10 protein-coding genes are annotated in these 12,669 nt (G+C 40.7%); 9 read left to right on the forward strand and 1 reads right to left on the reverse strand.

The annotated features are described in order from the left end of the window. The 5 genes from EO122_RS04690 (at nt 1) to EO122_RS04710 (ending at nt 5,171) form a co-directional block, all read left to right on the forward strand. A complete protein-coding gene (locus tag EO122_RS04690) occupies nt 1-957 on the forward strand; it encodes a succinate dehydrogenase/fumarate reductase iron-sulfur subunit (RefSeq protein ID WP_126937793.1) in 957 nt (318 codons plus the stop codon). Next, a complete protein-coding gene (locus EO122_RS04695; protein WP_126937792.1) occupies nt 957-1,829 on the forward strand; it encodes a CoB--CoM heterodisulfide reductase iron-sulfur subunit B family protein in 873 nt (290 codons plus the stop codon). Before EO122_RS04690 ends, EO122_RS04695 begins: the two co-directional genes overlap by 1 nt. Before the next feature lie 147 nt (nt 1,830-1,976). After that, nucleotides 1,977-3,239 carry a DNA repair protein gene (locus tag EO122_RS04700; RefSeq protein WP_127009594.1) on the forward strand — a complete coding sequence of 421 codons (1,263 nt, stop codon included), beginning with the start codon at nt 1,977-1,979 and terminating at the stop codon, nt 3,237-3,239. After that, on the forward strand, nt 3,229-3,561 hold the full coding sequence (locus EO122_RS04705; protein WP_127009595.1) for a YolD-like family protein: 333 nt from the start codon (nt 3,229-3,231) through the stop codon (nt 3,559-3,561). The genes EO122_RS04700 and EO122_RS04705 overlap by 11 nt, the downstream gene beginning before the upstream one ends. 131 nt (nt 3,562-3,692) lie before the next feature. Further along, nucleotides 3,693-5,171 carry a fibronectin type III domain-containing protein gene (locus EO122_RS04710; RefSeq protein WP_127009596.1) on the forward strand — a complete coding sequence of 493 codons (1,479 nt, stop codon included), beginning with the start codon at nt 3,693-3,695 and terminating at the stop codon, nt 5,169-5,171. Between the two features lie 109 nt (nt 5,172-5,280). Here the strand turns inward: EO122_RS04710 and EO122_RS04715 are convergent, their stop codons facing one another. After that, complete coding sequence (locus EO122_RS04715) at nt 5,281-6,219, reverse strand: diacylglycerol kinase family protein (protein ID WP_127009597.1); 939 nt, start codon at nt 6,217-6,219, stop codon at nt 5,281-5,283. Between the two features lie 191 nt (nt 6,220-6,410). On the opposite strand from EO122_RS04715, the gene EO122_RS04720 reads away from it, so the two are divergent. The 4 genes from EO122_RS04720 (at nt 6,411) to EO122_RS04735 (ending at nt 12,372) form a co-directional block, all read left to right on the forward strand. Continuing rightward, the gene (locus EO122_RS04720) at nt 6,411-7,106 is read left to right on the forward strand and encodes a GntR family transcriptional regulator (RefSeq protein WP_127009598.1); all 696 of its coding nucleotides are present in this window, start codon (nt 6,411-6,413) and stop codon (nt 7,104-7,106) included. A 592-nt stretch (nt 7,107-7,698) separates the two neighbouring features. Further along, a complete protein-coding gene (locus tag EO122_RS04725; RefSeq protein ID WP_127009599.1) occupies nt 7,699-9,450 on the forward strand; it encodes a 2-oxoacid:acceptor oxidoreductase subunit alpha in 1,752 nt (583 codons plus the stop codon). Further along, nucleotides 9,450-10,322 (forward strand): 2-oxoacid:ferredoxin oxidoreductase subunit beta, encoded by an 873-nt coding sequence (locus EO122_RS04730; RefSeq protein ID WP_127009600.1) that lies wholly within the window; start codon nt 9,450-9,452, stop codon nt 10,320-10,322. Before EO122_RS04725 ends, EO122_RS04730 begins: the two co-directional genes overlap by 1 nt. 691 nt (nt 10,323-11,013) lie before the next feature. Beyond that, the gene (locus EO122_RS04735; protein ID WP_127009601.1) at nt 11,014-12,372 is read left to right on the forward strand and encodes an MFS transporter; all 1,359 of its coding nucleotides are present in this window, start codon (nt 11,014-11,016) and stop codon (nt 12,370-12,372) included. The last annotated feature ends 297 nt before the right edge of the window (nt 12,373-12,669 follow it).

Here is a 12,669-nt window from a genome sequence, read left to right on the forward strand (position 1 = left end):
ATGAGACAAATTACTTATCATATCCACCGCTTTAATGAAGGCCGCGCTTATGTACAGTCTTATACTTTCGATTACGAAGCAGACCGTACTATCCTTTGGGGCTTACAAAAAATTAAAGATACAATCGATCCAACATTGACTTTCGTAGCAGCTTGTCGTTCCGCAGTATGTGGCGCTTGCTCCGTGAAAGTTAATGGTCAAGCAATGCTTGGCTGTGAAGCTAAAATTGATGAAGTAACAGAACGTTTTGGTTCTGATGAAATCACTGTAGCACCTATTGGTAACTTCGATGTAATCCGTGACTTAGTAGTTGATTGGGAAGCAAAAGTTAGCCGCTTGAAAGAAGTAGCTCCTTGGATCTTCGTAAAACCAGAATTTACTACTAAAACTGGTACTCGTCAAACAGCTGCGGACTTCAAAAAATTCGTTATGAACACAGAATGTATCCTTTGCGGATGCTGTGCTTCCGAATGTAATAAATTGTCTGCTAACCGTGAAGACTTCTTAGATCCATATGTATATACAAAAGCTAATCGTTTTGTAATGGATTCCCGTGATGTATCTCCAATGGCACATACAACACCGGCTTTCAACCATGGCTTGTGGAAATGCGTGCATTGCATGAACTGTATCACTCGTTGTCCAAAACATTTGAAACCAGAAAAAGATATTTCCAACCTTCGTCGTGTAGCTACAGCAGCTGGTTTATCTAATAAAGGTACTCGTCATGCGATCGCATTCAAACAAGACTTGTTAAAAACTGGTCGCCTAAACGAAGTAACTATGAGCTTGAAAACAGATGGATTATTGGATTCTGCAAAACAAGGTCTATATGCTCTTCGTTTATGGAAACATGGCAAAATCAATCCATTCGAGTTGGTAGTTCCTCATAAACCAGTCAATGGTATTGAAGGTGTTCGTACAATCGGTCGTGCAGTAGAGGAGGCTGGAAAATAATGAAATACGGATTTTTCCCTGGTTGCGTATTAGAAGGCGCATCTAAAGAAGACTACTTAGCAACCGTTGCAGTAGCGAAAAAATTAGGTATCGAAATTCAAGAATTAGACGGATGGACTTGCTGCGGCGCGTCTCACGTACAAGATATCGATCCATTATTGACTCTTTCTACTAACGCTCGCAATATTGCGTTAGCTGAAAAAGAGGGCTTAGATATCCTTACAGTTTGCAACACTTGTACATTAATGCTTCGTGAAGCTAAAAAAGAGCTTGATGATCATGAAGTAACTCGTCAAAAAGTAAACAACATTCTTGGCGAAGCTGGTATGAACTACAAAGGAACTAGCGAAGTAACACATTTCTTGTGGGTTCTTATCCGCGAATATGGTTTAGATAATTTGAAAGCAAAAGTGGTTCGTCCATTGACTGGCCTTCGTGTTGCTGAATATTATGGTTGCCATATCCTTCGTCCAGAAGAAGAAATGGGCTTCGAAGATATGCAAATCCCAACAAGCTTGGCAGATTTGATTACAGCATTAGGAGCTACTCCAATTGATTTCTCTCGTAAATTAGATTGTTGTGGTTTCCATGCAGTATACCCTGCACATGATTCTGTAATGCAAATGACTGGTTCTATCAATGCTGATGCGCAAAAAGAAGGTGCTGATTGTGTCGTAACACCATGCCCACTTTGCCAAATGCAATTAGATATGTTCCAAAAAGAAGCGAAAGCAACTGTTCCAATGAATGGTGATATGCCTATCATCCACATGAGCCAATTAATTGGTCTTGCATTGGGTTGCACTCCAGCAGAAATGGGTATGACTAACCGTCACTTGGCAAGCACTGCTTCCTTGAACCGTTTCTTATAATTTGAAACTTAATAAATAGTATCACACAAACTTACAACAGGTTGTCCATATGGGCAACCTGTTTTCTTATATTATGCAATGTATCGAACATATATATTGAAAATATAGAACAAATATGCTACTATACTGCTATAGAGGAGGGATAGTATGGCAGTGTATATGTGTTTAGATTTGAAGAGTTTTTATGCCTCTGTAGAGTGTGCAGATTTAGGGGTGGATCCTTTCACGACACCGCTCGTAGTGGCAGATGCATCTCGCGGGTTAGGTGCCATTACGCTTGCTATTTCTCCAGCCTTAAAGGCATTGGAGGTAAAAAATCGATGTCGATTATTCGAGATTCCATCTACCATCGAATATATAGCAGTAAAGCCTAGGATGCGACGATATATGGAGGTATCCGCCTCTATTTATGGAGTCTTGTTGGAATATGTGGCACCTGAAGATATACATGTGTATTCTATTGATGAATATTTTATTGATGTAACTCCCTATAGCCGTTTATATAAGAAATCATATTATGACTTGGCTCTGTTATTCAAAGATAAAGTATTAGCTCGCACTCATATTCACGCCACGGTTGGGTTAGGAAGTAATTTATTTTTAGCGAAGGTGGCCCTCGATGTATTAGCAAAGCATGCACCGCAAGGGATTGGTATGCTTAATGAGGAGTCATTTAAAGAAAAGATATGGTATCATCAGCCCATCACAGATATTTGGCAAATTGGCAAAGGCATTGCTCGCCGACTACACAAATATGGTGTAGTAGATTTACATGGTATTACTACGGTGCCAGAAGATAGGTGGTATAAGGAGTTTGGTGTCAATGCAGAACTATTGATTGACCATGCGTGGGGACGTGAGACGTGTACGATGAAAGAGATTCATGCGTATCGTCCAGCTAAACATTCTTTATCTAGGGGGCAAATCTTGTTGCGGAACTATTCCTATGAGGAGTGTTTTGTCCCACTCCGTGAGATGGTAGAATCCTTGCTATTAGAACTCGTTGCAGAAGAGGCTTTGACGAAGCACATCTCTTTAGGGGTACGGTATGCAGATAGAACTGTAAAAGGCACAGGTGGATCTCGACGTCTGTCGAAGTATACTTGTTCTTTAGAGATACTTTCACAGGCGGTATTGGAATTGTACAAAGAAACTGTTCATCACCATCAAGAGATTCGACAGTTATCTGTGGGCTTTGATGATTTAGTGAATCGGGCAGCTGTTCCTTGGGAGGAAGACTTATTTTCTGATGATTCAAAAGAGGAAGAAAAATCGTATCAAGTGGAGCGTACAGTACTGGAAATTAAAGAGAGATTTGGTGGTAACTCGATACTGCGAGCGAGTAGCTTGCAAGAAGAAGGTACGATGCAGTTTCGCAATACTTTGGTGGGAGGTCATAATGCAACATAAGCGACCGAAGATGACATTATTGCAACGGGCAAAACAATTTATGCCTTTTGCTGCGTTGAAAGGGTTTCAAGAATTGCTAGAAGAAACAGCACGATATACAGAGAATCGTAAAGAACTTTCAGAGGAGCAATTAGAAGAGTTAGATAGACAATTGTACTCCATGGTTAAGGGACAACGAGTGAGGGTTATCTATTACACAGGGAGACGCTATCATCAAGTAGAAGGGATATTAGATTCTATCAATCCTGTGCATCGAACCATCAAGGTACAGGGGCAACAGATATCACTTTCGCAAATTACAAAGCTGAGTTCATTAGACTGAGTATTGACCATTTATGTAAATCATGTAGAATGGACATAGATGGATATAATAGTATGAATACTAGTTATGGATGTGTTCAATACAATGATTGAGGATCGATGATCTAATGACATAGTGGGATAGGTAGGTATATGAAGCAAAAGCGTAATAGAGTATGTTGGATATGGATGATAGGGGTTGTTCTTTTAGTGGGACTGTTAGGTCTTACTTGGAATCTGTATAGAAAGTATACGGCACCGGTGACACAATATACGGTACAAGTAGGAGATTTTTCTATAACGGCCCCTACAGTAGGGGTGACTAGTACAACGATGGAGATAGAATGGTCATTATCAGATGCAACAGGGATTGTAGGGTATGATGTATATGTCAATGATACATTAACTAATACAATCCGACCTGAGCATGTAGGGGATAGTTTAGAACCACGGGTACAGTTAATAGATTTGCAACCAGATACTGTATATATGGTGCAGGTGAAAGCAATCAATGCGGCAGGGGAGAGTGTATATACATCATCAAAGGTTCCCTATAAAACATTGCCGAAAGAACCAAGATTAGAAGCTACCGCGTACGGTGCTGTTGGCGATGGAGTGACAGATAATACGCAGGCCTTGCAAAAAGCAATACGAGATACGCCGGCTGGTGGAGTACTACATATCGCAAAAGGGGTATACAGAACAGGAGCGTTATTTTTACATAGTTATATGACCTTGGACCTAGATGAAGGTGCGGTGTTGATGGCTGTGGATGAAAGCTCAGCCTTTGTGAAGCCAAACTATGTCGTCACAGGAGGAACTCCGTACCTTGGCATTTTAAACCTACAAGGGGATGAAACAGGGCCTATTGAACGAGTTGTGATTCGAGGTGGTGTCATTGATGGTAGTGGTTGGAAAGAGCCAGTACCACGAGAATTAGAGATTGAGCAAGAAGTGGGAAAGATAGAGCAAGATACTCTTGAAGAATACGGTGTATTGAGTCGATCAGAAGTAGAAGCTGCTATGCGAAGAGGAGCCAGCTATGAAAAAGGTAGTTCCACTCGCTCCTCTTTGATTGAGATACAACATGGCAAGGAGATTGTCCTAGAACGTGTGGTATTGAAAAACGCTCCAGCCCATATGGTAAAAGCCGCACAAGTGGAACAGATGTATATGAAAGATGTACACATGCTAGGCATGTACAGTGGCGATGGATTGCATTGGGATGGACATAATTTGGTGATGAGTCATGTTCGGATGGAACAGATGCAACAGGGCGTAGTTGTAGCGGCAGGTGATCCAACAGAGACGACAGTGACAGAACAATGGAATGCCTATGGACTTCATATTTCCAATAGTCAAATAGGACTAGTATTTTCCAACACAGGTAATACATGGATTCAGCATGTGTATTTGCAAGGGCTAATCATGGAAGATGTAGAGCTAGCGGTACGAGTGAGAGAAACGGCTACGATTGGCGGTGGTATCCGTAATATCGTAGTGCGAGATTCCACATTGCGTCGTATTAGAGAACAGATCGATTTAGGTGTAAAACGGATTAACCCTGTGGACTGGGGACATACAACGGTAGAGCTACAGACTGTGAAAGCACCGGCCACAGACGATATATAATAATACATATGAAGACCCTATGGTATAGGGGTGAACGAATACAAAGAGGAACAGGAACCCGATGATGGGGTCCTGTTCCTCTTTTGGTTGTTGTTATAAAACAAGATAGTTATAGTTGTAATGGGTTGTGGAATAAACTGGTTGTTTTTTTACGTTGCTTTGTAGGCACGTATACTTGTAAAAATTTAGGTAGTACTTCTAAGTCTAACGGAGCATCTGGACCGATATCGCCGTCCATATTAGTAGAGGCATCCATAGTATCGCATACTTCGATGTGAGCTTGTTTGACTTTCAATATAGTCACATATTTAGAGTTATAGATGGAGCCGCTTAAAATGAGCGGTAAAATAAAGAATAAGTTCATAATGAAATATTCTTTGAAGATGATGATACGCATGTAACCATCGTCTACAGAGGCGGTGGGCATAAAGTGTTCAAAGCTAGACACGACATTGGTGAGAAGGGCGATAACTAAGGGCGACATAAACTCTTTCGTGCCTTCTTCTGTAGTGATGCTAAAGCGGTAATCTTTCGTGGTGAATAAAGCTTGTCCGCCTTTGGCAAAATAGGCAAGGGGGCCTAATAATTGCTTTTCTTTTGGCGTTACAGAAGCCACGACTTCAGGGATAACGCCGATGGCGATATTGTTGCAGAAGTACGTATCGTTACAGCGGCCGATATCGACACGACGAATAACACTGGTTTTTAAAGCGTGGATGGCTTCTAGTGGTTGCAAAGAGATACCTAGAGCGCGACTCATATCGTTAACAGTGCCGATGGGAATAAATCCAAATTTGGCACGGCCTCCAGCTCGAACGATACCATTCACAGTTTCATTGATGGTGCCATCTCCACCCATACAAAAGATGGCATCCACTCCTTCGTTGGAGGCTTCGATGGCAAATTGTGTGGCATCCCCTGCGTGGCGAGTAAATTTTACCTCCATTCGATCAAATAAAGAGCTGAGTTGCCACTGTAGCTCCATTACGTATCGGCGAGCCCTGCCACCACCAGATACGGGGTTGATAATAATTAAACAACGACTCATGGTTGATTCCTATTCTATATACACATAGTTTTAAGAGATTAATTATAGTATATATTATTATACCATAGGAATTATCAATAGATACGTTGATTTTTTAGAATGCTTTCACGTATAATGAAAGAAACTGTTGCCAAAAAACCTAGAGAGGGCTAGGTACTATATGATGGGTAAAGCAACACGGAGGGAATCAGATGGATAAGACAGAAGAGTATCGTTTGCATAGTATTGATTCAATCGGACGATTACCGTTGAGTGAACAAGTATATATGTCCCTGAAGCAAGCGATTTTAACTGGGTCATTAAAGCCCAAGGTGAAGCTCAGTGAAGTGCGTATTGCAGAGCAGTTAAATGTGAGTGCTACGCCGGTGCGAGAAGCGTTTCGTAAACTGGCAAAAGATAATTTGGTAGTCATCAAACCTTGGAAGGGCGTGACTGTAAAAGGATATTCTCCAGAGGAAATCGTAGCTATGTATCAGTGTCGAGAAGTGATGGAAGGATTGGGCGCTAGATTGTGTGCGGAGCGATGCACACAAGCCCAACTCGATGAGCTGCAAGACGTGTGTGATGCGGGCATCCATACGGAAGACCCAGGAGAGCGAGTGGCTATCAATAGTCGCTTTCATACGATGATTGCAGAATTTTCTGGCAATGAGCGTGTGGCAGATTATTTGGCAGACTTCCGAGAAATGGTGAATCGAGATATGTATATTAGTACATCGGATAAAACGCGGACCATCTCTTGTGATTTGGAACATCAACAAATTATGGAAGCTATCCATGATCGTAATGGGGAGCTGGCAGAGGAGCGCATGCGAGCGCATGTGCGAAATGCTTTTGTATTTAAAAAGGCTCATGCTGAATTATTGGCGAAACAAAAAGAAGAGTAATCTCGAATAGATATGGACTTTGATAGATGAAAGTAAGAAAATCTCAATTGGTTATACGTAAAACCTATATAAAAAATATAGGAATTTATCATTTTGTGTATTTACTTTTACACAATCCTTTGCTATAATAACTCAAGCAAAGGGTTCACACTACCTTTGCAAGATAAAGATCTCTCTCTTTATCTACCTAACTTACAATAGGGAAGGCTTCATCTTACACCTTCCCAGGTAAAAGACCCTACTTTTACCGAATGGGGCGCCCCCCATTGCCCCAAAACATTTGAAGTTAATTCAAATGTTCTCTCTCTTTTTTCTCAAATACAGAAACCTCGGCTTTTTTCTCTTGGCCGAGGTTTTTGTATACCTTGAGGTATAGATAACAACTATATGAAGAGGGTGTTGGCTTTGTTTGTCAAATGGATAGAGACCGAGAGGTAAATATACTTTATAAATATAGGGAATCTGATTGATGAAAAGCGGTAAAAATGCTATTATAAGAGTTGAACTTTGAGAGATTGATGTGTATTGAAAACACTGAATAAATACAGTCTTTCTGTAGTCCTATATTACAATCCTAAGGAGGGTGAATCTCTTGCAAAAACGTAAAGATTTTATCTGGAAAATGGGCGGTCAGCAAGGTGAAGGTATTGAAAGTTGTGGCGAAATTTTAGCTACTATTCTTGCCAAAGAAGGATATTCCTTGTATAGCCAACGTTTGTTTGCATCTCGTATCAAAGGTGGTCACACAACATTTGCACTACGTATCGCATTAGAACAAATTATGACAGTCGGTGAGTATATCGATTTCTTGGTGGCATTAGATCAAGAAACTGTGGATATGCACGGTAAAGAAGTGCGCGAAGGCGGTTTTATTATTTGCGATAGCAAAGTAAATCCTAATTTTGAAGCATTTGAAGGAACTGGTGTAACATGCTTAGCATTACCAATTTCCGAAACAGCATTACAACAAGGCTCCTTGTTGATGCGTAACATCGTGGCATTGGGCATGTCCGTTGCTCTATTGGGCTTTGAAACAGAATTATTCCTAACAGCTATTAAAGCTCGTTTTGCGAAAAAATCTGAAGACATTATTAACAAAAATCTACAAGCATTCCAATTGGGTTATCAACTTGTAAAAGAACAATTGGGTGATGTAGAAGTAGATACACTGGATAAACCAGAACCAAAAGACCAAATGTTCTTACTTGGTAATGAAGCATTAGCATTGGGCGCTATTGCTGCAGGTTCTCGTTTCATGGCATCGTATCCAATTACTCCAGCTTCTGAAGTGATGGAATACATGATTAAGAAAATGGACAAAATCGGTGCTACTGTAGTACAAACAGAAGATGAAATTGCGGCTTGTATGATGGCGATGGGTGGCGTGTATGCTGGTGTTCGTGGCTTTACATGTACATCTGGCCCTGGCTTGAGCTTGATGGCTGAGTCTTTATCTATGGCATCTATGGCTGAATTGCCAATGTTGGTTATTGATGTACAACGTTCTGGTCCATCTACAGGTATGGCTACAAAAGTGGAAACATCCGATATCGATGCAGCTTGCTACAATGCGCATGGCGATTATTCTAATATCGTTATCGCACCTACAAGCATTGAAGAATGTTTCTATGAAATTCAACATGCTTTCAACTTGGCGGAACAATACCAATGTCCAGTTATTTTCATGCCTGATTTACAACAAGGCTTGAATAAACAATCTGTACCAACATTCGATTTGAATCGCGTTGGTATCGAACGTGGTAATTTGATGAAAGAAGAAAAGTTGCCAGCATTGGAAGCTCCTAAGTATTTCAAACGTTTCGAATTGACTGAAAGCGGTATTTCCCCTCGTACGATTCCAGGTATGAAAAACGGTCTATTTTTGTCTACTGGCCTTGAGCATAATGAAGAAGGCAAACCGGCAGAGGCACCTTCTATGCACGTGGCACAAACAGACAAACGTTTCCGTAAATTATCTACAGTAGCAGACGTATATGAACCATTCTTGAACAATGCAAAACATGAGGAAGCAGATGTTCTTGTGATCGGCATTAACTCTAGCCGTGGTGCTATCGAAGAAGCAGTGGTGGAATTAGAGGCAGAAGGTCACAAAGTGAACCACTTACAACTTCGTTTGATTAAACCGTTCCCGAAAGAACAATTGCTACCATTCTATAACAGTGCTAAAAAAGTTGTGATCTGTGAACAAAATGCGACAGGTCAATTGACTAACTTGTTCCGCATTAACATGCCGAATAAAGAAAAACTTTCTAGTTGCTTAAAATATGATGGTAATCCATTTACTACATCTTATGTGAAAGCGGCAATTAAGGAGGTATTATAATGGCAACAGCAAATCAATATAGAAATGATATCCGCCCTAACTGGTGCCCAGGTTGTGGTCACTATGGGGTACAAGCAGCCATCGCTGATGCAGTAGCTGCTCTTGATATTGCACCTGAAAAATTAGCTGTTATCTCTGGTATCGGTTGCTCTAGCCGTATCGGTGGTTACTTCTATGCCTATGGTGCGCATACTACACATGGTCGTGCACTTCCATATGCACAAGGTGTGAAATTGGCGAATGAAGATATGAATGTAGTGGTTTGTGGTGGTGACGGTGATGCCTTTGCGATCGGTATGGGCCATACAATTCATGCGTTCAAACGTAATGTGAATGTTACCTATGTGGTTATGGATAACCATGTATATGGTTTAACTAAAGGTCAAACATCCCCTCGCTCTGATGTGGGATTTGTAACTAAAACATCTCCACATGGTTCTTTTGAAAGTCCATTGCCAATTTGCGAAACAGCTATCGCTTCTGGTGCTACTTTCGTAGCGCAAAGCTACATGGTAAATCGTGCGCAATTAGTAGACTTGATTAAACAAGGTATGCAGCACGAAGGATTCTCTTTCATTAACGTGTTCAGCCCTTGCGTAACGTACAATAAACAGAATGGGTATGACTACTTTAAAGATAATTTAGTAGAACTACCAGAAGGTTATGATCCAACTAATCGTGCGCAAGCATTCGCTACATTAGGTGAAACTAATGGTCTTGTAACAGGTTTGATTTATCAAGATACAACAAAACCATCCTTTGAACAAGCATTATATGCTGCTAACGGTGGTCCACATGCTCGTGCATTAGTGCATAACGTAGTGAAACCAGATGCAGACGTGTTTGCAGCTCTTTGCAACGAGTTTAAATAGAAACGACATATCTCTATTAAAAATATGAGTGATATAGAAAAGCTGTGTTACTTCTGAAAACTGCCCTGCGTGAAAGTTTTCAGTAAGCAACACAGCTTTTCTTTTGCATTACTGTATTGTGTGGAGAGATATGTTGTTTCTATTGGGAGGGACTCTAGGTGGAGGAAAAGCCGCAGCGCTTCTGAAAAGGCGAAAAGCCGCGTCACTTCTAAAAACTGAGTGAAAGTTTTTAGTAAGTAACACGGCTTTTCTTGGTGAGTTATTTTAATGAGCAATGTAGCTTTTTTGAGATTGTATGGCTTGATTGCAATACTTATTTTATAGTTTGTGAATTTTTGCTATACTGTAGATGTTACCTCCCCGATACTGGTGACAGGAAGGGGGTGAGTTCATGGAGATACTAGTCAACTTGTTAATCTCTGTTGTGGCAGGAATAATCAGTCAATATTTCTGCAAGTGGTTAGGCAGATGGTTTAAAGGTAACTAGCCCGATCTAGAGGTAGCTCTCTTTAAAAAGCAAAACCCCCACAGTAGGCGCTGTGGGGGTTTGTTGTTCTCATGGAACTAGTCAACTTGTTGTCAATTGGATTATATCATGCTTAGCGAGATTTGTCATCTAAAAGCAGAATCTTTCAAAACCTCATTTGTATTGTTATAATGAGAGTATATTGAAACGAGGAGTGATATTTACATGAAATCTGTTTTATATACGATGATGCTAGCGGCATTTTTGAATCCTTTTGCATCGAGTTCTCTCACGATGTCTTTTCCAGATATGATGCGTGAGTTTGGAGCCTCTACGAATGATATGGCATGGGTAGTGGAAGCCTTTTTGCTATGTTGTACGGTAGCGGTGATTCCTGCTGGGAAGCTAGCGGATATGTACGGGAAACGCAAATTGTTTTATATAGGTAGCATCGTATTTACGGTGATATCTGTATGTATGTGTTTTGTGAACTCCGTAGAAATGTTAATGTTTTATCGGGCTTTGCAAGGGATTGCCTTAGGTATTGTGTATACTACGTCTATGTCTATTTTGACATTGTCCGTACCAGTGGAGCGACGTGGATATGCATTTGGTATGATTGGAGGCATGGTGTATTTAGGGTTATCCTTAGGACCGGCCTTAGGAGGACTTTTAAATTACTATTATGGCTGGCGCAGTATTTTTGTGTTTACCGCCTTATTAGGTGTGGTGGCAAATGGGATGGCCTTTCGTTCGTTGCAACAAGAATGGGTGCATGCCCCAGATAGTAATCTATCTTTCAGTAGTTTAATATTATATGCCTTCAGTATTAGTGCAATTATGATTGGTATTACAGAGTGGGTTCGTTTCTGGTGGAGTGCTTATGCTGTTGTAGTGGGAATTGCAGCGTTATCTGTCTTAGGATATAAAGAATGGAATAGCAAAGATCCGCTCATTCCCGTTAGAATATTTGCGTCAAATCTAGGGTTTACTATGTCTAGCATAGCTGCGATGATGAACTTTAGCGCCACCTTTGGTGTAGGTTTTGTATTGTCATTGTTTTTACAAATGATAATGGGCTTTGATTCTCGTATGACGGGATTGACCTTGTGCATCCAAACAGGCATTATGGTATTCTTGGCACCGCGTATGGGGGCCTTATCGGATCGATACAATCCATCCCGATTTGCTCGATGGGGGATGGTGCTCATTGGGATAGGTTTACTTAGCATGGCTTATGGTACTTTTACTGAAAGTCTGTCAATTATTATGAGTAGCTTAGCCATTGTTGGTATAGGGGTTAGCAGTTTTGCACCGCCGAATAATAATTTGATTATGAGTTCTGTACCAAAAACATATATCAGCTTTGCGTCATCTACTATTTCGACAGTACGTCTCTTGGGACAAACCATGAGCATGGCGCTGATAGGAGTCATTTTAGCTTATACCATAGAAGGGATGTCTACATTACAAATGATGGAGTACAATAGCACCGTCGCATTAATAGCATTTGGAGTGATTTGCTTGGTAGGGGCTATCCCAGCTGGGATGGGAGGCAGTAGTAAACACACTGTCGACTGTTAGTTGACAGTTCGTCTTGATGCTATAAAAATTTTGTTGCCCAATTAATATATTTCCTTAGAATAGCCGTGTTGCTTCTAAAAATTTCACGTGGGGCAGTTTTTAGAAGTGACGTAGTGGTTCTTCTGATGCGCTAGTTTGATATATTTAGAGAATTGAGAAGGTAGTTTCTGTTGCTGGGTGGTTGTTAACTATTAGTTGACAACCACTTTATAATTCTTGAACTGTCAACTAATAGCTGACAGTTGCCTACGATTTTTGTATAATGATAAGGTAATATAGAAAACCCTATGAGGTATG

The sequence above is a fragment of the Veillonella sp. CHU110 genome (assembly GCF_003992255.1).
GTDB lineage: Bacteria > Bacillota > Negativicutes > Veillonellales > Veillonellaceae > F0422.